The organism is Falsiroseomonas sp. (assembly GCF_051859025.1).
Taxonomy (GTDB): Bacteria; Pseudomonadota; Alphaproteobacteria; order Acetobacterales; family Acetobacteraceae; genus Falsiroseomonas.
Genome location: NZ_JBHYGL010000012.1, coordinates 50,915 through 75,751, shown reverse-complemented (window position 1 = coordinate 75,751; position 24,837 = coordinate 50,915). Strand labels below are relative to the sequence as shown.

Genomic DNA, 24,837 nt, shown 5'->3' with positions numbered 1-24,837 from the left:
CCACGGGCCGCGGCGCGGTGGCGTCATGCGCGGCGGAACGGTACCCCGTTCCGCCGCGGCACCGTTACGGCCCGCCCCGCGGCATTCGTCAGGCCGCGGCTTCCTCCAGAAAGACCTGCACGGCCTGGAACAGCGCGCCGCGGTTGCGCTCCATCAGCATGGTGTGCGTCCCCTCGCCGAGCAGCACCAGGCGCTTGCCCGGGCTCGCCGTCAGCAGCGGGAAGATGGTGGTGGCCATGCCGGGGGGCGTGTCGCGGTCCCATTCCGCCACCACCAGCAGGGTGGGCACGGTGACGCGCGCGGGGTCCCAGAAGGGCCGGCCCGCCTGCCAGAACTCCGCGCTGTCGGCCAGCACGCCGTTGGGCGCGCGCAACACCGACGGGTTGCGCCGCATGCCCTCCGGGTCCGTCGCCCAGGTCACGCCGGACCAATGTTCGAACCAGCCGGGCGGGATGAGCCCGGCGCGCGCCGCCTCCGGCACGCCGGCCATCCAGCGGTCGCGGGCCTGGGCCTGCGTCACGCTCCGATAGGCGCCGAGCTGCGCGCCCGCCCCCACGCCGGCCGGGCTCGCGCTTTCGCGCAGCCATTGCGGCGCGAACAGGACCAGGCGGTCCACCATGCCGGGGTTGTCGGTGGCGTAGCGCGCCATCAGCGAGCAGCCCCAGGACCAGGCCATGTGCACCATCCGGGGCACCGCGCGGCGCTGGCGGATGAAGGCGGCCACGGCGGCGACATCGGCTACCGCGGCATCGCCGCGCATCAGGGGCGGGTTGGCTTCCGGCGGCTCGGCCATCACGGCGGGGCGCGTGCTGCGGCCATAGCCACGCAGATCCATGCACCACACGTCGAAGCCGCGGCCGGCGATGTAGTCCATCCAGGACAAGCCGCCCAACGGCAGGTCGAAGGCGGAATGCGCGGGATAGGTCGCGCCATGGACAAAGAGCAGGGTGCGGCTGGCGGAGGCCGCCAGCCCCTCCGGCCGCTTGCTGCGGACGAAGATCTCCCCCTGGCCATCGGTGGCCGGCACCATGAATTCCTCGGTGACGATGCGGGGCTGTGCCTGGGCGGCCGCCGGCAGGGCGGCGGCGCCGGCCACGAGGGCGGGCGCGGCCAGGATGTTGCGTCGCTTCATGGGGGGCGTCTCTCCGGGTCTCGGTTGGCGTATCCTACGCCGAGGCACCGCCCCGCCCCAAGCGTGGTCCACATACCGTCATGCGACAGGCGGTGGCGGAGCGGCTATGCCCCGCCGCATGGACGGGAATGCCGGCGGGAAACAGGCGGGTGGGAAGCCGGGGGCCGCGTGGTCCGCCGAATGGCGGGCGATGCTGGCGCTGGCCTGGCCGCTGGTGCTGACCAATCTCAGCCAGTTCGCGCTCGGGCTGACCGATTCGCTGTTCCTCGGACGGGTCGGCACGCTGGAACTGGCGGCGGCGACGCTGGGCAGCAACCTCTATTTCGCCGCCCTGGCGCCGACCTTCGGCCTGGCGCTGGCCGCGGCGCCGCTCTGCGCGCAGACGCGCGGGCGGGGGCGCGGGCATCTGCGGGGCATGCGGCGGGATGTCCGCGCCGCCTTCTGGGCCGTGGCCGCGGGCACCCTCCCCACCTGGCTGCTGCTGTGGAACACGGAAGCCGTGCTGCTGGCGCTGGGGCAGGAGGCAGCGCTGGCGGCGCTCGCGGCCGAGTATGTCGGCGCCATGATGTGGGGCATGCCGCTATTCTGCGGCTTCATCGTGCTGCGCGGCTTCCTGGCGGCCGAACAGCGGCCGAACGCCGCGCTCCTCGTCTCGGGCTTCGGCATCGCGCTGAACGTGCCGCTGAACTGGTGGCTGATCCATGGCGGGCTCGGCCTGCCGCCGCTCGGCGTGGCGGGGGCGGGGATCGCCTCCGCGCTCTGCAACCTGGCGATGCTGGCGGGTCTGGTTGCGATGATCGCACGGGACCGGCGGCTGCGGCGCTATCATCTGTTCGGCCGACTCTGGCGCTTCGATGCGGCCAGGCTGAGGGAGGTGGCGGCGATCGGCCTGCCCATCGCCGGGGCCATGGCGCTGGAGATCACGGTCTTCTCCGCCGCCGCCATCGCCATGGGCTGGATGGGCGCGCTGGCCGTCGCGGCGCATGCCATCGCCGTGCAGGTGGCGGCAATGACCTTCATGGTGCCGATGGGCGTCGGCCAGGCCGCCACGGCGCGGGTCGGGCTGGCGACGGGTGCCGGGCGCGCCAGCGCCGCGTCCCGCGCCGGCTGGGTCGCGATCGGCTTCGGGGCGGGGTTCATGGCCTTCGCGGCCACGCTGCTGCTGCTGGCGGGCGGGCCGATCGCCTGGCTGTTCCTGGATGCCGCCAATCCGGGCGCGGCGGAGACGGCGGCGCTGGCCACGACGCTGCTGCTGGTGGCGGGGCTGTTCCAGCTGGCGGATGGCGTGCAGGCGGTGGCGGCGGGGGCGCTGCGCGGGCTGAAGGATACGCGCGTGCCGATGCTGCTGGCGGGCCTCGGCTACTGGGTCATCGGCCTGCCCTGTGGCCTGGTGCTGGCCTTCCCGGCCGGGCTCGGGCCCATCGGCATCTGGCTCGGCCTCGCCATCGGGCTGTTCATCGTGGCGGGGCTGATGCTGGCGCGCTGGGTGCGGTTGTCGGCCTCGGGTGGGTTGACCACGCGCCGGTGGCCGCGCTGACTTCCCGCCTCAACGAGGCGGGTATCGGCATGGCTCTCTGGAAGCGCGACTGGACGGCGGAACAGATCAATGCGCGGATGGTGGGCAACATGTCCGGCCATCTCGGCATCCGCATCACCGCCATCACGGAGGATGCGCTGCATGCGGAGATGCCGGTGGATGAACGCACGGCCCAGCCCTTCGGCCTGCTGCATGGCGGCGCCAGCGTGGTGCTGTCCGAATCCCTCGGCACCCTGGCCAGCATCATGACCCTGCCCGAAGGCCAGCTGGCCGTGGGGATCGAGGTGAATGCCAACCACATGGCGGGCGTGCCGAAGGGCCAGACCGTGACCGCCATCTGCCGTCCGCTCCATACCGGCCGCCGCACCCAGGTGTGGCAGACGGAAATCCGCCGCGCGGACGGCAAGCTCGCCTGCGTCTCACGCCTCACCACCGCTGTCGTAGAAGGAAACGCCGCATGAGCCGGCTGCCCAAGGTTGCCGTCATCGGGACGGGGGGGACCATCGCCTCCCAGGGCCTCGATCCGCTGGATGTGCAGGACTACGCCTCCTCCGGCCGCCCGATCCTGAATGCCGAGGAGCTGGTCGCGGGCATCCCCGCGCTGAAGCAGGTGGCGGAGGTGATCCCGGTGCTGCACAGCGCCATCCCCTCCACCGCCGTCGGCTGGTCGGACTGGCAGGCGCTGCTGGGGCGGATCGCGGCGCTGCAGGCGGCGCATCCCGACCTCGATGGCATCGTCGTCACCCACGGGACGGCGACGCTGGAGGAGACGGCCTATTTCCTGTCGCTCACCGTCCCCAGCGACATCCCCATCGTCGTCACCGGCGCGCAGCGGCCCTTCACCGGCCTGTCCACCGACGGCCACATGAACCTGGTGAAGGCGGTGCGCGTGGCGGGCCACCCGGACAGCCGCGGCATGGGCGCGCTGGTGGTGCTGAACGATGAGATCCAGGCGGCGCGGGAGGTGACCAAGACCTCCACCGGCAGGATGCAGACCTTCCGCAGCCCCGATGTCGGCGTGCTCGGCCATGCGGATGCCGACCGCATCACCTATTGGCGGCGCCCGATGCGCGTGCTGCCGGTGGCGGATCGCTTCGCCGTGGCGGGGATGGCGACGCCGCCGCGCGTCGACGTGATCTATTCGGTGGCCGGCGGCGATGGCGTGGCGGTGAAGGCGTTCCTCCAGGCGGGCGCGCGAGGCATCGTGGCGGCCGCCTTCGCGCCAGGCTTCACCACCCCCGCGGAACGCGTCGCGCTGGTGGAGGCGATGGAGGCGGGTTGCCAGGTGGTCCTCTCCTCCCGCGCCATGTCGGGGCGCACCTTCCCCGCGAAGCGCTACCAGCAGGAAGGCTTCCTGAACGCGGATAATTTGACACCTCAGAAGGCCCGCGTGCTGCTGATGCTGGCCCTGACCCGCACGCGGGAACGCGGCGCCATCCAGGCGATCTTCGACGCTTGTTGAAGTAGGAAGTTGAGCATGGCGGGGAACCGCCGGGCGGCGCCGGGGCTTCTCCCGGACAGCCGTTCCGGACGACAGCCCGCCATGCCGCCGCCCTAGACCCCATCGGCCTGCCCCGCTGTGACGAAACCCTGGGGAGACGCCGATGCAACGAGACATCCGTGCCGGCCAGCCATCCGACCGGCTGGAGGAACTCGACGCGCTGCGCGGCCTGGCCGCCTTCGCGGTATTGGTCCATCACGCGCTGCAGCTCATTCCGCGCTACGAGACGCCCGCCATCGCGGGGGCGGGGTGGCTGCGCTACACGATGACGCAGCTGACGCCGCTGCGGATCGTGGAGATGGGGCGGCCCGCCGTCCTCTTCTTCTTCGTGCTGTCGGGCTACGTGCTGGTGCGGGCGCTGCTGCGCAACGGGTCGCCGGGGCTCGGCGCCTTCGCCGCGCAGCGCACCATCCGGCTGGGCCTGCCCGTCGCGGTGTCGGTCCTTCTGTCGGTCGTGCTCTACGCCGCTTTCGCGGAGCCGGCGCTGCCGGCGGAATGGCGGGAACGCAGCCTGTTCACCTGGCTGGAGCCGCCGACGGCGGGGCAGATCGTCTCCAACATCGCGCTGATGGCCGATAATGACGACATGCGGCTGAACGTCGTGTTGTGGTCGCTGGTGCATGAATGGCGGATGTCGCTGCTGCTGCCGCTGGTGCTGCTGTTCCGCGGCCGCGTCGCGCTGTTCATCGCCGCGGTGCTGGCGCTGATGGCGATCGGCATCATGGGCGGCGCCACGGAAAACCGTGTTCTGCTGGGGCCGCAGCTGCACAGTACCGTCGCGGCCAGCTTCTACTTCGCCGGCGGGATCGGCACCGGCGCCGCGCTGGCGCTGGCCCTCGGGCAGGATGTGCCGCGGCTGTCGCCGCAGGCGATGATCGCGGCTGGCATGGCGACGCTGGCGCTGTTCAGCATGTCCTCCGACCTGCCGGTCTATGCGGCCTCCGCGCTGCTGATCGTCATCGCGCGGCAGCCCGGCTGGCTGCGGGATGCGCTGCGGTCGCCGGTGCTGGTGGGGCTGGGCGCGATCTCCTTCAGCCTCTACCTTGTCCATGTGCCGGTGCTGGTGGCGACGATGCACGCGCTGCACGATGAGTGGCCGCCGGAGGCGATGGCCGCCTTCGCGACGCTGCTGGCCCTGGCGGCGGCGCTGCCGATGTATCGCTTCGTGGAGGTGCCGTCGCGCCGCCTGGCGCGGCGGGTGGAGAAGCGGCTGGGGCGCCGATCCTTCGCCGCGCCGGTGCCGCGCTGCCCTGCCCCGGCGCCGGATTGGGCGCCGGAGGGGGGGATGCCGAGCCGCGTTGCGTGATCAGCAGCCCGCGGGCAGCGCGGCCAGTTCCAGCACCTGGCCGGAGACGGAGAATTCGCCGAAATCCATGATGATCTCGTCCGCCACGCCATTCTCGAAGTAGCGCAGCCCGACCTCGTATTCCGGCTGGGAGGCGCCGTTCGCGCCGGCGCCGCGCTCGAAGAAGGCGATGCGCATGCGGCCGGAGGCCTGGTCCGCCATCAGCGGGAAGCGCGGCTGGGCGGCGGCGGGGGACCAGGCCGCGATGATCGTCGTCGTGTCCTGCGGGCCTTCGTCGGAGGTGCCGTCGAAGAGCGGCGCGGCCAGCAGGCGGCGGCCGGCGCGGGCGGTCTCCACGGCCAGGACGGTGTGGCGCATCGGCAGCAGGGTGCCGGCGGGCAGCGCCTCCTCCTTCCCCGCGGGTTCGGCGTAGCGGATGGTGCCGGAACCGTCGGGCTTGAGCTCCGCCTCGCCAGAGACGCGCGAGCTGACGGCGCCCTGCGTGGTCTGGGTGAGGGAGAAGCGGAGGCGCGAATTGTCCTTCGCCTCATAGGTCGCGTAGTCGGAGACGGTCTCGATCTCCTGCCCATCGCGATCCGTGACGGTCATGGTCATGCGCTGGCGGGTGGCCCAGCCCTCGCAGGCATCGGCCACGTCGAAGACCATGGCGCCGCGGACGGAGGCGATGCCGGAATTCCGCGCCTCCCCCAGATCCAGCCGGTAGGCGGCGCGGTGGGCCGCCATGCGGGCGATGCCGGCCGAGAGCGCTTCCTCGCCCACCCCGGCGCGGGGGCCGGTGGTCACGGGCCCCTGCGCGAAGGCGGGAGCCGCCAGCAGGCAGAAGGCGGCGGCGAGCGAGAGGCGGCGGGTCTGGGCCATGGATGCTCCTGGAGGCGCTGGCCCCCGGTATCTAGGACGCCTTGGGCCCGGCCGCACCCGTCTTGGCGGGGGGGATGTCGAGTTTGATCGACAGCTCCTTCAGGCGGGCCGGCTCCACCGCCGCGGGGGCGCCCATCATCAGGTCTTCCGCCTGCTGATTCATAGGAAACAAAATTACTTCACGAATATTCGGCTCATCGGCCAGGAGCATGACGATGCGGTCGATGCCGGGGGCGGAGCCGCCGTGGGGGGGGGCGCCGTAGCGGAAGGCGTTGAGCATGCCGCCGAAGCGGCTTTCCACGACGTCGGGGCCGTAGCCCGCGATTTCGAAGGCGCGGAGCATGATGTCGGGGCGGTGGTTACGGATGGCACCTGAGCTCAGCTCGATGCCGTTGCAGACGATGTCGTACTGGTAGGCCTTGATATCCAACGGGTTCATCGTGTTCAGCGCCTCCAGCTCCCCCTGCGGCATGGAGAAGGGGTTGTGGCTGAAGTCGATCTGGCCGGTTTCCTCGTTCAGCTCGTACATGGGGAAGTTCGTCACCCAGCAGAAGCGGTAGACATCCTTCTCGATCAGGCCCAGGTCGGTGCCGATGCGGGTGCGGGCCTTGCCGGCGAGCTTGGCGGCGTCCTCCACCTTGCCGGCGGCGAAGAAGACGGCGTCTCCGTCCTTCAGGCCCATCGCGTCGCGGAGCGCGGCGGCGCGGGCGGGTTCCAGGTTCTTGGCGATGGGGCCGGCGCCGACACCGGCCTCGAACGTCATGTAGCCGAGGCCGCCGGCGCCCTCGCTGCGGGCCCATTCGTTCAGCTGGTCGAAGAAGCGGCGGGGCTGGCTGGCGGCGCCCGGGGCCGGGATGGCGCGGACGACGCCGCCGGAGGCCGCGATCTTGGCGAAGAGGCCGAAGGAGCCGCCGGCGAAGTGTTCCGTCACATCGGCGATGCGCAGCGGGTTGCGCAGGTCCGGCTTGTCGGAGCCGAATTCCAGCATCGCCTGGTCATAGGGGATGCGGGGGAAGGGCGCGGGCGTGACGGCGCGGCGGGTGCCGGAATAGTCGGCGAATTCCTCGAACACGCCGGCCAGGACGGGCTCGATCGCGGCGAAGACGTCTTCCTGGGTGACGAAGCTCATTTCGAAATCAAGCTGGTAGAACTCCCCCGGGGAGCGGTCCGCGCGGCTGGCCTCGTCCCGGAAGCAGGGGGCGATCTGGAAATAACGGTCGAAGCCGGCGACCATCGCCAGCTGCTTGAACTGCTGGGGGGCCTGGGGGAGGGCGTAGAACTTGCCGGGGTGGTTGCGGGCGGGGACGAGGAAGTCCCGCGCACCCTCCGGGCTGCTGGCCGTCAGGATGGGGGTCTGGAACTCGGTAAACCCTTGATCGATCATGCGGCGGCGGATGCTGGCGATGACGCTGGCGCGGAGCATCAGGTTGCGGTGCTGACGTTCGCGCCGCAGGTCGATGAAGCGGTAGCGGAGGCGCAGATCCTCGGGGAATTCCTGTTCGCCGGCGACCTGGATGGGCAGGACCTCCGCCGCGGACTGGACGGTGACCTCGCGGACGCGGAGCTCGATTTCGCCGGTGGGGAGCTTGGGGTTGATGGTGGTGCCCTCACGCGGCACGACCTCACCGGTCACGGTCACCACGCTTTCGGGGCGGGCGTTGTCCAGCGTCTCGAAGCCCGGGGCGCCTTGGGCCACCACGCATTGGGTCAGGCCGTAATGGTCGCGCAGGTCGATGAACAGCAGGCTGCCGTGGTCGCGCTTGCGGTGCACCCAGCCGGAGAGGCGGACGGTCTTGCCGGCATCGGTGGCGCGGAGGGCGCCGCAGGTATGGGTGCGGTAGGCGTGCATGGGTATGGGCCTGCGAGCAAATGAGGATTCCGGGGCGAAAGCGCCGCACGGGGCCCCTCCTGTCAAGGGGCCAAGGGGAGCAGCATGGCTTCCCCCCGCCCCCGCGCGGGTCTACACGGGTTGGCATGAGCCGCCGCACCCCGGGCGCCGACGCGTCGCCTGACCTGATCACGGATACCGAGACCCTCACCGCGCTGTGCACCCGGCTTCGTGCCGAGTCCTTCGTGACGGTCGACACCGAATTCATGCGGGAACGGACCTACTGGCCCGAACTCTGCGTCGTCCAGCTTGCGGGCGACCATGAGGTCGCGGTGGTGGATGCGCTGGCGCCGGGGCTCGACCTGGCACCACTCGGGGAGCTTCTGGCGGACCCGGCCGTGGTGAAGGTGTTCCACGCGGCCCGGCAGGACGTGGAAATCTTCCTGCTGAAGTTCGGGGCGGTGCCGACGCCGCTATATGACACGCAGGTGGCGGCGACCGTCGCCGGCTTCGGCGACCAGGTGAGCTACGACCAACTGGCGCGGTCACTCGCCAATGCGCAGATCGACAAGGCGCATCGCTTCAGCGACTGGGCGGCGCGGCCGCTTTCCCCCGCCCAGATCAACTATGCCGCGGCCGATGTGACGCACCTCCGCCGCATCTATACCGGCCTGACGTCCAAGCTGGCGCGCGAAGGCCGCGACGGGTGGGTGGGGGAGGAGATGGGGGAGCTGGCGAACCCGGCGACCTATCGCCAGGACCCCGAGACGGCGTGGGAGCGGCTGCGGCCGCGGACGCATAACCGCCGGTTTCTCGGCATCCTGCGCGCCGCGGCTTCGTGGCGGGAGAAGGAGGCGCAGCGCGTCAACATCCCCCGCCAGCGCCTGGTGAAGGATGAGACGCTGCTGGAGATCGCGGCCACGGCGCCGGAGACGGTGAACGACCTGGCGCGGGCGCGCGGCATCTCCGAGGGTTTTGCGAAAGGCAAGTCCGGCGCGAGCCTGCTGGCGGCGATCACGGCGGCGAAGGGGCTGCCGGAAAGCGCCCTGCCGGAAGCACCGCGGGAGCGGAGCGGGGCCGCCCCCTCCCCCGCCCTGGTGCAACTGCTGAAGGTGCTGCTGGCGGCGAAGAGCGAGGAGCACCATGTGGCGCCTCGACTGCTGGCCAATACGGATGAGCTGGAACGCCTGGCGGCCGGGGAGACGGATGTGCCGGCGCTGGTCGGCTGGCGGCGGGACGTGTTCGGGGAGGCGGCGCTGTCGCTGAAGGCGGGCAAGGTGGCGCTGGGCGTGGACGGGAAGAAGATCCGTCTGATCTCAGCGGGTTAGCGGGTGGGTGTGGCTTTTTAGCCTCAGTATCCGTTTAGAGGATTTTAGATTTGAGGGCCCGCTCGCGGGCCCTTTTTTTTTCAAGGGCTTGGGCGCGATTCTAAAGCGCATTTAGCCGTTTTAGCACCTTTAGCACCGTTTTCAGCGTGGCCGGCCGGAAGGCGGGGCGCCGGTTGCGGCCTGGTGCCGGGCGCGCGGCGTTGCGGCCGTGGTGGGGCCGGCGGCGGGAGGCCGCGAAGCGCATGGGCGGGGATGGCGAGGGCGCCATCCGGCGGCGGCAGATCAGCGGGATCCACGGGCAGCGCGGTGGCCATGCCGAGGGTGCGGGCGAGGAGCAGATCCTCCGGCGGGAGAATACGCGCGGCGCGCCGGAAGGTGGCGGCGATGCGGTATTCCAGGGAGGCGAGGGCCGGGTCCGCGAAGGGATGGCGGGAGACGGCGAGGAGGAGACGGGATAGGACGCCGGTCCTGGCCGTGGTGGCGAGCGCGCTGTGGGCGTTGCCCTTGGTGACGTGCCGATTGGCCTGGATGGCGGACCAGGGGGCGTTGGTGACGGCGAGCCAGAAGATGGCGTCCCAGGTGGCGCGGCGGTCCCTCGGCGGGCGGCCGGTGCGCTTGTTGGTGGGGCGGAGGTAGGGTTCTAGGGCGTGCCACTCCGCATCGGTCAGGGGGGACCAAGGGTGGGAGGGGGTGGGGTGGAGGGGGAGCATTCACAAGGACTAGCATCCAAACCGCGCGCCATCAAGACAATTTTCCTATCACAGCCAGGACTTTTTCCGTTACTGTGTCATCATGCCCGAAACAGTGACTTCAATTTTCTGGCTCAGCTTGGAAAAAGCATCGTGGTTTGCAGACCCAAATATGAAAGCGCGCTTTAAGAGCGGAAGATCAGAGAGAAGCTGAGCCGCCCGCATATCCAAATTCGGAAGAGTTACATACTCTAATTTCTTAAGCTCACGCAATTCTTCGATTCCATCGAGCGCGCCCCGGTGAATCTGAAGATGTTTGAGCGCTCGCAACTTTTCAATCCCCGCGACCGACTGGATAGGCGACGATATAATCAAAGTGGTCAGATTTTCTGACTGAGAAAGAGACTTCAAATCATTTAGATTGCAGTCAACAATACCAAGAGTTTCAAGCTTTAGAAGCGAAGTGATGTCCGTAAGCGCGCCCGCATCAGCGGCGACCACGCGCAGCGTTTTCAACCCAGCCAAGGAACACACGACGGCGAGGCTCTTTTTGTCGATACTGAGCCCGCTAAGTGCGCGAAGTCGCGGAAGGCGCCGCAACACCGAAATATCATCTGGAATTGTGCCGTGCATCACAATCTCGACCAACGCCGAATATCCATCAAGATAGTCGATCGCCTTATGCTCTAGAGCCGAAATATTCAAATATTCCAGCCCTGGCAGGCGCGGCATCGCTGAAGCGTCAAGCTGCTTGCATGAAGAAATATTCAAACTAATGAGATCAGGAGACAACGCAACCGCACTGATGTCTGCAATACCTGTCCAACTCAGATCCAACATCGATAATTTTTTCAGTCTAGATACAGCAGATATGTCTTGAACGCGAGTACCCTCTAAATCCAAATGAGTTAGATTATCCAGACCGGAAAGCAACCCGAGTGTCGCGACGTCACTATGCATCGCGTCAAGGCGGACTAGCGTTCGTATGTTTTGCAACTCCTCAAATGACTGCACGCTTGAATTATGAAGCACTAAATGTTGAAGGCCGTGGATTTGCGTCAGCGGCTCGAGACTCATGCTCCGAATGCCCGGAAGCCGGATTGTCCCTGCCGCACATCCACGCAGCGGACCAAGATCTGATATTTGACGCAGCGTTCGATAATCGAGAACCTCGCCAGCCAATACTGCTTTACGCAGGACTGATATTTTTAATGGATTAACCGCCAACGCAAGCTCTGAAACTACGGCTTGCCTGTCATCAATCATGTAATCGTCCAAAGCGCGAGCAGCAAGCTTGCTTTTTATGAGTCGCAAAGCCCGTACGCAAGCGGCAGCTGTCCGCGCTTTCATTCTAGTGTAGCGCAAAAGTGGCACCACATGATCGCCGCCCGCCGCCAAAACCTCCGCCTCACTAAATGTTTTGGGGGGAAACAGCGAACGCTCCAAAGCCTTAAGTTTTCCAATCAACTCGGGCTCCAGCTGCACAGCTGCTGAACGGCAATAAACAGCCGCAAGCTTATAATGGTGAGACGCGCGGGCGCTCATGTTTGCCTGGGACAGAGAAATCATTTCCTGGAATATTCTGGTCGCAAAAGCCATATTGGAAGCAGCAACCGCAAACAGTACCACTTGGCGCCATGCATCATCTACGGCTCGAAGTGCCAACAAATGCACATCGCCCCCCCTACAAAACGCCTCAGCAGCAAGGAATTCTTTAATTGTATTGTGAACAAAGTCAACTTTTCCGCCTGGCTGCTCCCTTAAAACACCACTCCGCTCGACAAGAGCAATGAGTGATCGCCTAGCATCTTGGTGAGCGTATGTCGGAAATGTACGCAGCGTTCTGTCTACCACTGGGACGAGGTCGCTATCCAGAGCAGAAGACAGCTCATTGCGAACCATAAAATGCGCAATCTCTAGAATGATTGTCCGCTTCTGCATATAGCTTAGGAGGCGATATTCAACTGGAAATTCGGCGATCGATAATCCGGCTTCGACTTCCCGCCTATGCAGCAGCAAATGACACATCGCCTCACAAAGATCGCTCTGACTCTCGGGCAAATTACGGTGACGGTCTCGATGAAGCGAACAAACTACAGCGCACAAGAGCGGATTAGATGCCACACGCGCGATAGCCGGCGCCTCCGTCAATTTTAGAATAAGATCCTCAGCAAGCTGATGAGTGTCTGACGGACGCCCTTGAAGCTTAAGCTCTTCTGCGATAGCCGCGTGCCACCGACGAATAAACTCGCTCTGATCAACGTCGCTCATTGGCGAGACTGAAGCTTCTGTAAAGCCCACCCTGGCAAGCCAATTATCAGGGACGGCAGTGGGCCTGGTTGTAACTACACACCAAATATCCGGAAATTGCTGCACGATTGCCTCAATCGCACTCCGGATTTGATTTCGATTTGCATTAGGAATTTCATCAACACCATCGAGGAGAAGTAACCCTTGGCCTGCCTCTAGCACTGATCTAACCCAGTGCTCTGGGGGAGCCCCAATTTCTGAAGCTATGAGCGCGGGGAGGTCGTCCGGCGTGGGCAGTTTTCCACCCTGGCATTCGCGCAATCTTACGAGGAAGGGCACACGGTGCCGACCGAAGAGAGTTGTATGCATCCACGCGTGCGCTATCGCCACGTCAGAGGCAGTCGCAGAAATTACACCTGAGATGCCTTTAGTCAGGATTGTTTGAAGGCGGCCACGATCAAATGGTGTGCCGAGTGACTTAAGGCGCAAATAGGACGCATCTGTTGATGCAACGAGTTCGCCGCTGACAGATTTATCTCCCCCTGATGCTGCGTCAAGCATAAGCGCAAGCTGGCGTGGATTAACATCAGGCATTTCGTATGAAGCGGCAGCTATAGCTATCCATCGCATAAGCGTGCTCTTGCCGCTGCCGGCATGCCCCCGAATTAGCGCACGCCCCTTAGCCTTTGACAAAAAAACGAACACATTGTCCCCAGAAAATGCCGCGACTGAAGATGCGGACGAAGCAACGTTAAGCGAGACATAACCAACGGTGAGTGCATGGCGTTGCGCCTCCGCGCTAATATCAACACCAAATAATTCCAGATAATCAAGGTTTCGCATAACCGCCTGCCGATAATCCGCCTCATATCTTGCACTGCGATGAGTACGCTCGTCTTGCGCACGGGCTGCAAACGCTTCGATACGAGCAACGCGATCTAAAATCTTCTCGATATCGGCACCCAAACGGCTAATGCGCCCAAGCACGGCCGCCGCACTTCGACTTTGGAACTCCGGCAATGCCTCGGCTGTAGCCACGATAAATCGAACCACCTCTTCAAGTGCGCGCGCGTAAAGCGCATCTTCAGAAGCACCGAAATGTCGGCGCGACTCGGCGCGCACGGCAAACAACTCCGCACTTAGTTTGGCAACATCGAGGTCATTGCGAATAATAAACTCCGCAGTTATCGCTTGGGACAGAACTTCGCCCAGTTCCACGGTCACAGCTTCCGCGACAATATCTTGAGCACCGCTAAATGCGGGCAAAAGACGCTTGACGATTCGATCTGACAAATCTTCAAAAGTGCGAGCAGCTATCCGCTGATCCTCTATGGATTTTAGTTTTGCACCTGCTAGGTCCAGCAAGCTTCCGCCCACAGTGGCCGCTGGTTCATTGAAAAATTTATTCAGCAGAAGCTTCGCGATCGGCATACCCAACTGCGCGACGGCCGTCGTAAACGAGAGCGCCATAGCGATAAATCTCCACAATCGCTGAGATAGCAGCACAACCTTAACATATGACTTGGCGCGATCAACAAATGACATCAGACCACGCTGCCAATGATCTTGACGGCAATTTCTGTTGACCAGGAAGGGGGGTGTAGGGCGCACGGCTTAGGCGGCCGGGCTAGCGGAGGTGGATGTGAATGCTGAGCTTGCCGCCTGGAACGCCGAGCGGCGTAGATTCGCGTGAAGGTCGCGCGCCCTGGCGGTATGCTGGGGCGCAGGAGGTTCCGATGAACCAGGTGGTGATGGTGCCGATCCCGTTGTCGCCGGAGGCGGCGGAGGCGTTGCGGGGTGATCCGACGAAGCTCTCCTTGATTGGGGGCTTGGTGGATGATGTGCTGCGCGCCTCCGCGCCGGCCGATCCGCTGCTGGCGATGATCGAGGCCGTCGGGCGCAAGGCCCAGGCGGCCGGGCTGACCGAGGCGGATGTGGATGCCGAGCTTGCCGCCTGGAACGCCGAGCGTCGTTCTTGATACCAGCGCGGTTGTCAGGGCGCTGCTGAAGCCGGGTTCGGTGCCGGCGCGGGCGGTAGCGGTGGCCTTCACGCGCTGTGATGTCTGTGCGTCCGACGCGATGGAGGCGGAGTTGGTCGGCGTGCTGGCGCGGCCGAAGCTCCGGCGTTTCATGGATGAAGGGGCGGTGCTGGGTTTTCTCAGCCTGATGCGCGGGCGGGCGCGGCGCGTGGTGCCTGCGGTGCGGGTGACGGATTGCCGGGATGCCAAGGACAACATGGTGCTGGAGGCAGCGCTGGCGGGTGGGGCGGTGGTGATCGTGTCGTGGGATGCGGACCTGCTGGTGTTGCATCCGTGGCGGTGGTGTCGGCGGGGGAGTTTCTGGCGGGGTTTGGGGGGTAGGGTTTCGGCGAGGGGCGCGTGGGTGGGGAGGGGGGGGGGGGGCCCCCCCCCCCCCCACCCCCCCCCACCCCCCCCCCGAGGGGCGGGGGGGGGGGGGGGGGGGGGGCTTTGGGGGGGGGGGGTGGGGGGCCCGGTTTCCGGCGCGGGGCGGGGGGGGGGGGAGGCCCCCCTCACCCAACCCTCTCCCCCCAAGAGGGTGGAGAGGGCTATGCGCGGGTGGCGCGGGGGCGCGGGTTCTGCGAGGGGCGCCAATTTGGGTGGGGTCTGGGGACGATCATCGTCCCCAGCGGGGTTCGGGGCGGCGCCCCGATCTTTTCACCCTGCCGCTGACACTTCCACTGTCGCCGTCAGGCCCAGGGCGGCGGCCAGGGCGTCCAGGCGGCGTTGGACGCTTTCGCCGGCGAAGACGCCGGTGCCCTCCACCAGTCTCAACTGCAGTTCGCCGCCGTGGCGGCGCAGGGACGTTCCCCTCAGAAGCACCGGCGTTCCCCCGGACAGGGTGAAGGCCAGGCGCAGGGCGGCGCCCAGGATTTCGGCGCGCTTCACGGCGGCGGCGTCCAGCAGGACGCGGGCGGTGGCCAGGAATCCCATACTCGTGTCGGCTTCGTAGCGCAGGGCGACGACCATCGCGAGGAAGGCGCGCTGGTGGTGGTCCAGGCCGACGCCGGGCTGACGGAGTACGCGGTAGAAGGCTTGCTCGGCGCGGTAGTCCGGGTGGTCGTGGCTGCCGATGTCGGCGATCCAGCAGGAGGCTTCGCGGAGGTCCTGTTGTTCGGGGGCTTCATCCTCGAACAGGGGGTGGGTCCAGGCGAGAAGGGCGGGGGCGAGGGCCGTGTCGCGGCCCCAGCGCTGGGCGAGTTCGCGGCCGGCGGCGAGGAGGGGTTCCTCCTGCCGGATGGGGGTGGGGAGGAGGTTGGCGTACCAGCCTTCGCGGAGGCCGTTGGCGGAGAAGACGACGCGGCGGGCGCCGGTGGCGCGGAGGAGGCGCCGCAGGGTGATGGCGGCGAAGGGCATGTCGCCGAGGCGCTTGGCGGGCGCGCCGGGGATTTTCTCCAGCACCTTGCGGGGGGATTGGGCGACGAGGCCGGCGAGGTCGCGGGCTTCCTCACGTCTCAACACGTAGTGGTGGACGATGGAGAGGGGGTAGGCGGTCTGGGCGATGTGCATCCGGGCCAAAGCGCGCCAGGCGCCGCCGACGAGGTAGAGGTCCCTGCCCTCCCCCTGCTTGAGCCACGGCACGCGGGCGAGTTCGGATTCGACGATGGTGCGGGCGCGGATGGGGTCTCCGCCGGCGCGGTCGGCCAGGCGGATGGCGCCGATGGGGAGGGAGGCGGCGGGGCCCGCGGTGCCGTGCTGGAGGTCCACGAGTTCGAGGGAGCCGCCGCCGAGGTCGCCGAGGATGCCATCGGCCTCGGGGAAGCCGAGGAGGACGCCGTCGGCGGAGAGGCGGCCTTCTTCCTCTCCGGTCAGGACGCGGACGGGCATGTCGGGCAGGCGGGTGCGGATGGCGTCGATGAAGGCGGGGCCGTTTTCCGCGTCTCGTGCGGCGGCGGTGGCGATGACCTGGACGGGGTTGGCGCCCATGGCGCGGGCGACGGCGGCGTAGCGGGCCATGACGGTCAGCGCGGGGTCGATGGCGGCTTCATTCAGGCGGCCGGTGAGTTGGAGGCCGCGGCCGAGGCCGAGGACTGCTTTCTCGTTGAAGATGGTGAGGGGGTTGCGGGTCAGGCCTTCGAAGATGACCAGGCGGACGGAGTTGGAGCCGAGGTCCACGACGCCGAGGCGGGGCGGGTGGCTGGTGCGGGCGGGGGGGAGGTCCAAGCGGGGTATGTCCTGGTTCAATCCTGGGCCACGCGGTCCTGTCGGGACCGGCGGGATGGGGCGGCGGGGCGTTGCTGAAGCGCGCTGCCGCGGCCGGAGAGGGAGGGGTTGGTCATGAAGTATTCGTGTGCGGAGACGGGTTTGGCGCCTGGCGGCAGGCGGCGATAGGTGCCGTCGGCCAGCAATTGCCAGCTTTGCATGCTGTCCTGGAGGTTCACCACCATGACCTGGTCGAGGATCTGGGCGTGGACGGTCGGATTCTCGATCGGGACCATGGTTTCGACGCGCCAGTCCATGTTGCGGGCCATGAGGTCCGCGCTGCTGATGAAGACTCGGGCGCGGCGGGATGGCAGGCGGTGGCCGTTGCCGAAGACGTAGATGCGGGAGTGTTCGAGGAAGCGGCCGACGATGGATTTGACGCGGATGGATTCGGAAAGGCCGGGGATGCCGGGGCGGAGGCAGCAGATGCCGCGGACGACGCAATCGACTTTCACCCCGGCCTGGGAGGCGCGGTAGAGCGCGTCGATGAGTTGTTCGTCGACGAGGGAGTTGAGCTTGAGCCAGATGGCGGCGGGCTTGCCTTCGCGGGCGAAGGCGATCTCCCGGTCGATGAGGCCGAGGAGGGCGGGGCGGATCGTCAGGGGGGCGAAGGCCAGGCCTTCCATCGTCTCGGGCCGGGCGTAGCCGGTCATGTAGTTGAAGAGCTTGGCGGCGTCGCGCGTCAAAGCGGGGTCGGCGGTGAAGAAGCTGAGGTCCGTGTAGATGCGGGCAGTGATGGGGTGGTAGTTGCCGGTGCCGAAATGGGCGTAGCTGCGGAGGGCGTCTCGTTCGCGGCGGACGACGAGGGAGACCTTGGCGTGGGTCTTCAGTTCGACGAAGCCGTAGACGACCTGGACGCCGGCGGCTTCGAGTTCGCGGGCGAGGGCGATGTTCCGTTCCTCATCGAAGCGGGCCTTGATCTCGACGATGCCGGTGACGGATTTGCCGGATTCCGCGGCCTCAATCAGGGCCTTGGCGATGGGGCTGTCGCGGGTGGTGCGGTAGAGCGTCTGCTTGATGGCGACGACGTTGGGGTCTCGCGCAGCCTGGCGGAGGAACTGCACCACCACGTCGAATGATTCATAGGGGTGGTGGACGACGATGTCCTTGGCGGCGATGGCGGCGAAGCAGTCTCCGCCGAAGTCGAGGATGCGTTCGGGAAAGCGCGGCGTGTAGGGGGTGAAGAGCAGGTCGGGGCGGTCGTCGACGATGAGCTGCTTGAGGTCCGTCACGCCCAGGAGGCCGTCGAGGGTGAAGACGTTGTGGCGGTCGGCGTCGAGTTCGCGGGCGACGAGGTCGATCATGTCGGGGGACATGCGGGCATCGACGGAGAGCAGGATGGCGCGGCCGCGGCGGCGGCGCTTGAGGGCGGTTTCGTAGCTGCGGACCAGGTCCTCGGCCTCTTCCTCGAACTCCACATCGGTGTCGCGGATCAGGCGGAACAGGCCGTGCTCGGCGGTGATGAAGCCGGGGAAGAGGCGGCGGAGGAAGAGGACGATCAGATCCTCCAGCATCACGAAGCGGATGGCGCGATCGGGCTGGGGGGGGAGGCGGATGAAGCGCTCGATCTGGGGGGGGACGGGGAGAAGGGCGCGCATGGTGCCGCCGTCTTCCTCCCGCACCAGCTTCAGGACCATGCAGAGGGCGAGGTTCTGGATGAAGGGGAAGGGGTGGGCGGGGTCCACCGCGAGCGGCGTCAGGACGGGGAAGACGCGGTCCATGAACCAGCCCTCCAGCCATTCGCGGTCGGGGGCGGGGAGGGTTTCGGGGTCGCAGACGACCAGGCCGGCGGTGGCGAGGAGGCCGCGGAGCTCATGCCAGGCGGATTGCTGGGCGGCGATGAGGCCCTGGGCGGTGCCGTGGATGGCGGAAAGCTGCTGGGCGGGGGTCAGGCCATCGGGGGATGGGGTGGAGATGCCGGCTCGGTCCTGGCCGATGAGGCCGGCGACGCGGACGGAATAGAACTCGTCCAGGTTGGAGGCGCTGATGGCGACGAAGCGCAGGCGTTCCAGCAGGGGGTGGCGGGGGTTGGCCGCTTCCTCCAGCACCCGCGTGTTGAAGGCGAGCCAGGACAGTTCGCGGTTGATGAACCGCTGCGGGCTGTCGGCGGCGAGGGTCGCGGGGGCGTGCGTGTCCATGCGCGGAGACTAACCCGGGTTGCCGGCATCCGGGGAGGTTTCGGGGAAATCATTCCCGAAACGGTCATCATCGGCATCGTCCAGGCCGAGCTGGGGGCCCAGGATCTGGCGGGCGAAGGGGCGGGTGATGGGGGCGGATTGGGCCAGCGCGGCCTCATCCAGCGTCGCGATGGCGGCGGCCAGGCTGGCGGCGTCCCTCGGCAGGCGGGCGAGGAGCCAGGATTGGACGGGGGCGTCGAGGCGGAGCTGGCGATCGGCCAGGTGCTTCGCGAGCAGGGCGGCGAGGAGGGCGTCCGTCGGCCCCGCCAGCGCGACGGCGTGGGTGGCGCGGAGGCGGCTGGCGAGGTCGGGCAAGGTGGTGGCCCAGCGGGCGGGGGGCTGGCGGGCGGCCAGCAGCAGGGGCGCGCCGGTGGCGGCGGCCTGGTTGATGAGGTGGAAGAGCGCGTGCTGGTCCGCAGCCTCCGCCGCATCGAGCGCGGTGCCGGGCGCGGGGGCCACGGCGAGGTCGGGCGTCAGCGCGGCGCCGTCGATCAGGCGCCAGCCGTGATCCGCCACCGCGATGTGCAGCAGATGGGTCTTGCCGGTGCCGGGGGGGCCGAAGAGGGCCAGGCGATGCAGCGGCCAGGTGGCGGGATCGGCGAGCCAGGCCAGGGCCTCGGCATTGGAGGCATCGGGCACCCAATCCGCGCGGGCGGAGGAGGGCGGGCGCGCGAGGGGGAGTGGGAGCTGGGCGGGGGGGAGCATGTGGGGGGAAGCGATAGGGCAGATGGGGGCGGGGGGGGAGTGGGTGGGACACTCCAATATCTCAACCAGGATAGTAGAAATCAGGCACTATCGGGCGCCACTTCAAGCGCGCGCAGTGTCTGCTGTGTCATGGAGACAGGCGGTCGTACACGGCCGTCTTCGGTCGGCGCTGCGGCACGGCACAATGCCGATTGGCATACGGCTACTGTGAACGCCCCAGGCCGACCCGCGCGACAAGATACGGGAGCGACAACGAGCAGCAAACAATCGTTTCATTCAGCTGCATTTCGGCTTATGTTCCGCCGCCATGCGCTTCAAAGCTGACACACTGGATGATGCGCTAGGCGCAATAATCCGTCGCCTTCTTTCTTCCGGACAAAGAATCCGAGCCGGGAAAGGAGCCGCGAGAGAGTTCATGAGCGTTCTCGTCGAGATATCGGACCCGCGAGCGCGGTTCAGCCGCACCGAAGATCGAGCGACGCTATTTAGCTGTCTCGGGGAAACACTTTGGTATCTTTCTGGAGCTGATGATCTTAGACACATAGAATACTACATCCCCAATTATAGGAAATTTATCGGCGCATCAACACGCGCGACACGAGCACCAGGCGCGTACGGACCTAGGCTGTTTGGCGGCGGCCAAGAAAGCCAAATGGCGAATTTGATAGGTACCCTAAAGGAAAAACTAGGAAAATCAGATACTCGCCAAGCTGTTGCTCAAATATTTGATAAAGCCGATCTGAGAATGAGCAGGGGGGATGTCCCTTGCACAACGACGATTCAATTTCTTCCACGCCGAGATAGATTACACATCGCAGTAACCATGAGATCAAACGATATATATCGAGGTTTCCCACACGACGTTTTCGCATTTACATTCCTACAAGAAATTGTGGCACGACAGCTCGGCCTCGAATTGGGCACCTATAGCCATTTTGTTGGCAGCTTACACTTGTATGAAGATGATATCGCGCGCGCTCGTGATTATCTCGCGGAAGGTTGGCAAACGCCGATGAGTATGCCGCCTATGCCATCAGGAGATCCGCAAACTGGGCTTGGATGGCTGCTGAAAGCAGAGGCTGCAATACGATCAGGAAGCGAAATCCCACCCGTCAAAAGCGTTGATCCGTATTGGATCGACCTGGCCCGCATCCTAAGCATTAAGGCTCTAGTGCGTCGGCGGGCACTACGCGAAATCGTCCAGATCAAGCAGGAAATGGCCAGCGATGTGTACGCCGCATTTATTCGCGGCAGAGAGATTGCGTTACAAAAGCGCGTTTCAGCACAAGCCGACCTGCCTGGGCTCGACCTAACGGCAACCAAACATACAGCAGGAAGCAACTAAAAAATGAGCCCAAAAGACATAGCCCGCGCTCAGGTTCTACAAAATTCGATTATTTATTTTGACGCAAGAATTTTGAAGCTTCCCGGAACAAAGCCCTCAGGCCATCTGGACTGCTTAGTCCGGCAGTTCATCGATAGCCTGCGCAGGGTGGAGTATGCGGTCCACCTTAGTCAGGCAAAACACGACCCGCGCCGAATGGACCCTTCGTCCGACATTTTTGACCCGCTGCGCGCAGCAGTCCTAAAGAATCGGAAGGGAGAAATAGACGAGGCTTGGTGGCTTGTCTTTCTGGCAACTCACTTTGGGAAGCACCATCACGACGGCTGGCGACTGGTTCGTGACATTTACGGACGCATGGGCCAGACTGGACTTTGGGACTGGAAGGCAATTTCCAAAAGCCCAGCAGCATTCAAAACATGGCTTAATTTGAACTACAGCGCCCTGCGTGGCGGCGGCACACGTAGACGCTTCAGCAACCACCGAAAATACGAAACGCTAGACCCAAACTCACCTAAAGGTACATCAGCGGTATTTGAGTCCTACGTTGCCTGGATCGCGAACCGAGGCACACACACGTCTCTCGTGCAAGCGTTGCACAAGCAGGTTGGACAAAACCCGGAGGCACTATTTGAAGCGCTATACCACGAAATGGACCAAGTCCAGCGGTTTGGCCGCTTGGGTAAGTTTGATTTTTTAGCCATGCTCGGCAAACTCGGCATCGCTCCAGTTCACCCAGGCTCGACATTCTTAGTAGGAGCTACAGGCCCCCTTGCGGGAGCGCGGTTACTATTGACTGGCAATTCTCAAGGCCGGCGCAGGGCGAAGACACTGGATGCAGAACTTCACGCCTTTGGACAATCAACAGGCTTAGGCATGCAAGTTCTTGAAGATGCGCTCTGCAACTGGCAGAAATCTCCCGCAGTATATCGGCGGTTCACGGGATAAGGCGATCCATCCCTATCTCGCCCCAGTCATACCTCCGCTTTAGGTGTGGTAGCCGATCATGCCCAATGCGGCCTCTATGCTGTAGCTGCCCCACAACAATACCTGGAGCAACCCCGATATGACGACTAAAGCTGATCACTTCATTTGCCGTCGGACGCAGCTTTGAGAAAGCATCCGAGTATTCGGCTGGGATCAAGATGCTTTCAGCAAACTCATTCGCTTCAGCTTCTTCGACGGAGGTCACCTCGCTGCCGTCCTCCAGGAATAATGCATCCGGTCCATGCAGGAGCAAATGGCCGGCCTCGTGGAAGAAGGTAAACCAGAACTGGTCGTCGGTCTTGTAGCGGAAGCTCAGCACCATTAGTGCCTTCGAAGGCGACACGAATCGAGTCGCCCCGCTTGCGGGACATCCCTTGGGGGCGCGCGCAACTACAATTCCAACACCGGCAGCCGCACAAATGCGACGTAGCGCTGGGAGAAACACGGCTGGACGTCTTTGCCACGTGAGTCGGCGGATTTCGCTCAAGCTATTTCTGAACTGCTCTGCATTCCAAGGTGCGGTAGGGGTGCGGCTTGCAACTAGCTCGGCCCAGCGCAGCCATGCGCATACTGCGCCAGGGTCGGTCCTGACCGCCGATGAAATCCGGAAAGCGGCTGCGCTGGCACTCCCAGCATAGCGCTGGTGCCAGCTTGGTACATCTTGAACGTCAAAAAATTGCAGACAAAGGTGGGCCGCCTCGGATAGCGAGTGAAATTTTGCGATCCAGCCAAGATCAGCCATTTCCTTAACTGGAAACTGCTTTACCCAGATTTCTTGGGAGCTATTGACCTCGGCTTGACGAATGCGTCTTAGATCGGCGCGGTACTGGGCTTCTCTACGCAGCCAAAACTGAGGCGAAGAACCAAGATATGCGGAAAGCTTCTCTGCAAGCAGCGCATCAATTGCCTCCAGGCCAAGCAAGAGCCTATGAATGGCGTCAACAGGAAGGTCGATTTCTTGTGCAAGTGTTTCGCGGGGAAGCGCACGGGCATTTAGGATACCGGCGATCGTAGCTCCGGGTGGCGATGTCCAATCCGGTTCAAAGGGCAGCGCATCAAGCATGCGAGACCTCAATCCGCTGAATTATCACCCGGTCCAGCCCCTCCCAATCCACGGCACCATCCGCCCGTACAGGCGGCTCCAGGGACCCTGGCCTCAAGATCAACTGCACACCGGTTCCTAAATCCAAGGTCACATCCCTTTCCAGAATAGCCGCCGGCTCAACTATTCGGGCAAGCGGGACGTCGGAAAGGGTTTCTGCGGCACGCATGTCCGCAAAGCGCTCGCGAAGCAGTTCCGCGCGTTCGGGGCCGAACCGTTCATTCATTAGGTCCCTGCTCAAGCATAAGGTTCGCAGAGCCTTCGTTCGGAAGGCAAGTTCCATTGGCCTCGGACAGACTGCCGTGAACACCACCTGATCTAGACGCACGCCGCTCGATTCGGAAACGGTGTATTTTGAGGCGCAACTGTAAGTTTGGCATAGGCCGATGCTCGTATCACTGGTCGCATCCCCGCTTGTCCGCTCACGCCCGTGCCGTTCCGCACCGCCGCGGCCTTCTAAGCACCGCGGCGAGCCATCTGATGCCCTGCTCGGCCAGTAGTAGAGCCGTTGGCTGAGGCGAAGTGCCGCCCCATACGTCTGGTCGATCATCGGCGCTAAGCCAGCGGCGAAGCCGTACGCGCGCTTTCTCCCTGCTTCGGCGCAACGGGTCTAGTCCACCATCGTGCACCGGGCCAACCGTCGGGCTGCGAACCCCGCGCCTTCGCAGTGGAAAGCACCGCCTTTCTAGGAACGGAGATGGAACACTTATCTTGCTCGGCGACAAGGACCATGAAGCCGAATCCCAACAGCGCAGGCTGATACGCCCCACCCCAACCGCCCCCTCACCTCCTCCGCCTCCCCTGCCCGGTTCGTCGCGTCCAGCGCATCAGCCAGCGCCACCAGCGCCACGCGGTCGGGGTGCGGGGCTTCCAGCAGCCAGGACAGGGCGATCACCGCTTCCTCCGCCCGGCCGGCGGCCAGCAGGGCCTGGGACAGGGCGCGGCAGAAGCGGATGGAGCGGGGGTTGTGGCGGTGGCTGTCGAAGAAGGCCTCGACGGCGGCGGGGATGTTGCGGAGTTCGGTATGGGCCCAGCCGCGCAGGAAACCCACCGTGGCGTGGCCGGGGGCGGTGGCGTCCAGCGGGGCCAGGCGGCCGATGGCGCGGGCGAAGCGGCCCAGGCGGCAATCATGGTAGGCGCGCAGCATCGCCATGGTGGATGCCAAGGGCGGGGCGTGGTGGTGGCCGCGGTGGCAATCCCACAGGCGCGTGTCGGCGGGCGCGCCGAACAGAAGAAAATCCAGCCGGCCGCTGGCGGCCAGGTGGTCCGCCAGGGGCTGGTCCCGGCCGGGGAACAGCAGCAGGTCCACGGGCATCAGCGCCGCCAGTGCGGCCATGGTCACCGCATCCACCGCATCGGCATCGCTGACCAGGGCGCGGATGCGCCGCGGGCGGGAGGTACGGAGGCCCGCCAGGCCAGCGCGCGCCTCGCGGGATTGCGCCGCGGTCAGGTCCAGCACGCTCTGCGAATAGCGCAGGCCGAGGCGGATCTCGGGGCTGATGGCGGTGATGCGGTCCGCGCCGTATTCGATGCCGAGGCGGATGGCCGCCGTGCCGCCCCTGGAGGCGCCGAGGAATTCGACCTGGCTCGCCTTGATGCGCCGGGCCAGGCGGTTGATCCGCCCGAGAAGCGCTGGCGTGTCATCCGCGAAGCCCGGCACGCCGCGGAGGTACCAGCTGTTCGGGCAGTTCAGGAACAGCACCGGCCCGCCGCGGCGGGTCAGGACATCCCACATCGCGCAGCGGCCCGCCGGCAGGTCCCGGGAAGCCAGCGAGACATGGAGGGTGGCGCCGGTGCCGGTGCCGGGATGGAACAGGGCGCAGGGCGCAGGGCGCAGGGCGCAGGGCGCAGGGCGCAGGGCGCAGGGCGCAGGGC

At 65.6% G+C, this 24,837-nt stretch carries 18 protein-coding genes and 2 pseudogenes; 10 read left to right on the top strand and 10 right to left on the bottom strand.

The genetic code is table 11. The features are described 5' to 3' along the window. Positions 1–88: 88 nt before the first annotated feature. Positions 89–1,132: an alpha/beta hydrolase gene (locus ACTIE5_RS12410; RefSeq protein ID WP_439550016.1), complete on the bottom strand. Its 1,044-nt coding sequence runs from the start codon at positions 1,130–1,132 to the stop codon at positions 89–91. 106 nt (positions 1,133–1,238) lie between these two features. Between ACTIE5_RS12410 and ACTIE5_RS12405 the strand changes: the two genes are divergently transcribed. The 4 genes from ACTIE5_RS12405 to ACTIE5_RS12390 all read left to right on the top strand — a co-directional run bounded on the left by ACTIE5_RS12405 (position 1,239) and on the right by ACTIE5_RS12390 (position 5,476). After that, a complete protein-coding gene (locus tag ACTIE5_RS12405) occupies positions 1,239–2,669 on the top strand; it encodes an MATE family efflux transporter (RefSeq protein WP_439550015.1) in 1,431 nt (476 codons plus the stop codon). Further along, the gene (locus tag ACTIE5_RS12400) at positions 2,657–3,130 is read left to right on the top strand and encodes a hotdog fold thioesterase (protein WP_439550014.1); all 474 of its coding nucleotides are present in this window, start codon (positions 2,657–2,659) and stop codon (positions 3,128–3,130) included. The genes ACTIE5_RS12405 and ACTIE5_RS12400 overlap by 13 nt, the downstream gene beginning before the upstream one ends. Beyond that, complete coding sequence (locus ACTIE5_RS12395; RefSeq protein ID WP_439550013.1) at positions 3,127–4,131, top strand: asparaginase; 1,005 nt, start codon at positions 3,127–3,129, stop codon at positions 4,129–4,131. Before ACTIE5_RS12400 ends, ACTIE5_RS12395 begins: the two co-directional genes overlap by 4 nt. A 142-nt stretch (positions 4,132–4,273) precedes the next feature. Further along, positions 4,274–5,476 carry an acyltransferase family protein gene (locus tag ACTIE5_RS12390; protein ID WP_439550012.1) on the top strand — a complete coding sequence of 401 codons (1,203 nt, stop codon included), beginning with the start codon at positions 4,274–4,276 and terminating at the stop codon, positions 5,474–5,476. On the opposite strand, the gene ACTIE5_RS12385 is transcribed toward ACTIE5_RS12390, so the two are convergent. Beyond that, a complete protein-coding gene (locus tag ACTIE5_RS12385) occupies positions 5,477–6,334 on the bottom strand; it encodes an EipB family protein (protein WP_439550011.1) in 858 nt (285 codons plus the stop codon). Positions 6,335–6,365: 31 nt separating this feature from the next. Further along, positions 6,366–8,183, bottom strand: coding sequence for an aspartate--tRNA ligase (gene aspS / locus ACTIE5_RS12380; protein WP_439550010.1), 1,818 nt, complete (start codon positions 8,181–8,183; stop codon positions 6,366–6,368). A gap of 125 nt (positions 8,184–8,308) precedes the next feature. Here aspS and rnd point away from each other — a divergent pair, with 125 nt between their 5' ends. Both rnd and ACTIE5_RS12370 read left to right on the top strand, forming a co-directional pair. Further along, a complete protein-coding gene (gene rnd / locus ACTIE5_RS12375; protein ID WP_439550009.1) occupies positions 8,309–9,490 on the top strand; it encodes a ribonuclease D in 1,182 nt (393 codons plus the stop codon). Between the two features lie 146 nt (positions 9,491–9,636). Beyond that, complete coding sequence (locus ACTIE5_RS12370) at positions 9,637–9,948, top strand: hypothetical protein (RefSeq protein ID WP_439550398.1); 312 nt, start codon at positions 9,637–9,639, stop codon at positions 9,946–9,948. Between the two features lie 48 nt (positions 9,949–9,996). Here ACTIE5_RS12370 and ACTIE5_RS12365 read toward each other — a convergent pair. Further along, positions 9,997–10,200 (bottom strand): annotated as a pseudogene (locus tag ACTIE5_RS12365) (transposase); the annotation flags it as partial. A gap of 69 nt (positions 10,201–10,269) precedes the next feature. After that, positions 10,270–13,974 carry an NACHT domain-containing protein gene (locus ACTIE5_RS12360; protein WP_439550008.1) on the bottom strand — a complete coding sequence of 1,235 codons (3,705 nt, stop codon included), beginning with the start codon at positions 13,972–13,974 and terminating at the stop codon, positions 10,270–10,272. 191 nt (positions 13,975–14,165) lie between these two features. Between ACTIE5_RS12360 and ACTIE5_RS12355 the strand changes: the two genes are divergently transcribed. Both ACTIE5_RS12355 and ACTIE5_RS12350 read left to right on the top strand, forming a co-directional pair. Next, positions 14,166–14,408 (top strand): hypothetical protein, encoded by a 243-nt coding sequence (locus ACTIE5_RS12355; protein WP_439550007.1) that lies wholly within the window; start codon positions 14,166–14,168, stop codon positions 14,406–14,408. Continuing rightward, positions 14,362–14,676, top strand: a pseudogene (locus tag ACTIE5_RS12350) (putative toxin-antitoxin system toxin component, PIN family); the annotation flags it as partial. The gene ACTIE5_RS12355 and the pseudogene ACTIE5_RS12350, both read left to right, overlap by 47 nt. Positions 14,677–15,104: 428 nt before the next feature. On the opposite strand, the gene ACTIE5_RS12345 reads toward ACTIE5_RS12350, so the two are convergent. Genes ACTIE5_RS12345 through ACTIE5_RS12335 form a run of 3 tightly spaced genes read right to left on the bottom strand, consistent with a single transcriptional unit; the run spans position 15,105 to position 19,531 of the window. After that, positions 15,105–16,610: a Ppx/GppA phosphatase family protein gene (locus tag ACTIE5_RS12345; protein WP_439550006.1), complete on the bottom strand. Its 1,506-nt coding sequence runs from the start codon at positions 16,608–16,610 to the stop codon at positions 15,105–15,107. Between the two features lie 17 nt (positions 16,611–16,627). Further along, positions 16,628–18,787, bottom strand: coding sequence for an RNA degradosome polyphosphate kinase (locus ACTIE5_RS12340; protein WP_439550005.1), 2,160 nt, complete (start codon positions 18,785–18,787; stop codon positions 16,628–16,630). Between the two features lie 9 nt (positions 18,788–18,796). Next, the gene (locus tag ACTIE5_RS12335; protein WP_439550004.1) at positions 18,797–19,531 is read right to left on the bottom strand and encodes an HdaA/DnaA family protein; all 735 of its coding nucleotides are present in this window, start codon (positions 19,529–19,531) and stop codon (positions 18,797–18,799) included. A gap of 415 nt (positions 19,532–19,946) precedes the next feature. Here ACTIE5_RS12335 and ACTIE5_RS12330 point away from each other — a divergent pair, with 415 nt between their 5' ends. Next, on the top strand, positions 19,947–20,876 hold the full coding sequence (locus ACTIE5_RS12330) for a thymidylate synthase (protein ID WP_439550003.1): 930 nt from the start codon (positions 19,947–19,949) through the stop codon (positions 20,874–20,876). 3 nt (positions 20,877–20,879) lie between these two features. Then, on the top strand, positions 20,880–21,821 hold the full coding sequence (locus tag ACTIE5_RS12325; protein WP_439550002.1) for a hypothetical protein: 942 nt from the start codon (positions 20,880–20,882) through the stop codon (positions 21,819–21,821). Here ACTIE5_RS12325 and ACTIE5_RS12320 read toward each other — a convergent pair. Together ACTIE5_RS12320 and ACTIE5_RS12315 are read right to left on the bottom strand one after the other, a co-directional pair. After that, complete coding sequence (locus ACTIE5_RS12320; protein WP_439550001.1) at positions 21,811–22,923, bottom strand: helix-turn-helix transcriptional regulator; 1,113 nt, start codon at positions 22,921–22,923, stop codon at positions 21,811–21,813. The two genes, ACTIE5_RS12325 and ACTIE5_RS12320, sit on opposite strands and share 11 nt — an antisense overlap. 745 nt (positions 22,924–23,668) lie before the next feature. Continuing rightward, positions 23,669–24,837 (bottom strand): hypothetical protein (locus tag ACTIE5_RS12315; RefSeq protein ID WP_439550000.1); only part of this gene is annotated, 1,169 nt, incomplete at its 5' end.

Excerpts from the sequence above, each read along its gene's own strand:
- ACTIE5_RS12410 (WP_439550016.1), bottom strand. The coding sequence starts at position 1,132 with ATGAAGCGACGCAACATCCTGGCCGCGCCCGCCCTCGTGGCCGGCGCC.
- ACTIE5_RS12405 (WP_439550015.1), top strand. The coding sequence starts at position 1,239 with ATGCCCCGCCGCATGGACGGGAATGCCGGCGGGAAACAGGCGGGTGGG.
- ACTIE5_RS12395 (WP_439550013.1), top strand. The coding sequence starts at position 3,127 with ATGAGCCGGCTGCCCAAGGTTGCCGTCATCGGGACGGGGGGGACCATC.
- ACTIE5_RS12390 (WP_439550012.1), top strand. The coding sequence starts at position 4,274 with ATGCAACGAGACATCCGTGCCGGCCAGCCATCCGACCGGCTGGAGGAA.
- ACTIE5_RS12385 (WP_439550011.1), bottom strand. The coding sequence starts at position 6,334 with ATGGCCCAGACCCGCCGCCTCTCGCTCGCCGCCGCCTTCTGCCTGCTG.
- aspS (WP_439550010.1), bottom strand. The coding sequence starts at position 8,183 with ATGCACGCCTACCGCACCCATACCTGCGGCGCCCTCCGCGCCACCGAT.
- rnd (WP_439550009.1), top strand. The coding sequence starts at position 8,309 with ATGAGCCGCCGCACCCCGGGCGCCGACGCGTCGCCTGACCTGATCACG.
- ACTIE5_RS12360 (WP_439550008.1), bottom strand. The coding sequence starts at position 13,974 with ATGTCATTTGTTGATCGCGCCAAGTCATATGTTAAGGTTGTGCTGCTA.
- ACTIE5_RS12355 (WP_439550007.1), top strand. The coding sequence starts at position 14,166 with ATGAACCAGGTGGTGATGGTGCCGATCCCGTTGTCGCCGGAGGCGGCG.
- ACTIE5_RS12340 (WP_439550005.1), bottom strand. The coding sequence starts at position 18,787 with ATGGACACGCACGCCCCCGCGACCCTCGCCGCCGACAGCCCGCAGCGG.
- ACTIE5_RS12335 (WP_439550004.1), bottom strand. The coding sequence starts at position 19,531 with ATGCTCCCCCCCGCCCAGCTCCCACTCCCCCTCGCGCGCCCGCCCTCC.
- ACTIE5_RS12330 (WP_439550003.1), top strand. The coding sequence starts at position 19,947 with ATGAGCGTTCTCGTCGAGATATCGGACCCGCGAGCGCGGTTCAGCCGC.
- ACTIE5_RS12325 (WP_439550002.1), top strand. The coding sequence starts at position 20,880 with ATGAGCCCAAAAGACATAGCCCGCGCTCAGGTTCTACAAAATTCGATT.
- ACTIE5_RS12320 (WP_439550001.1), bottom strand. The coding sequence starts at position 22,923 with ATGCTTGATGCGCTGCCCTTTGAACCGGATTGGACATCGCCACCCGGA.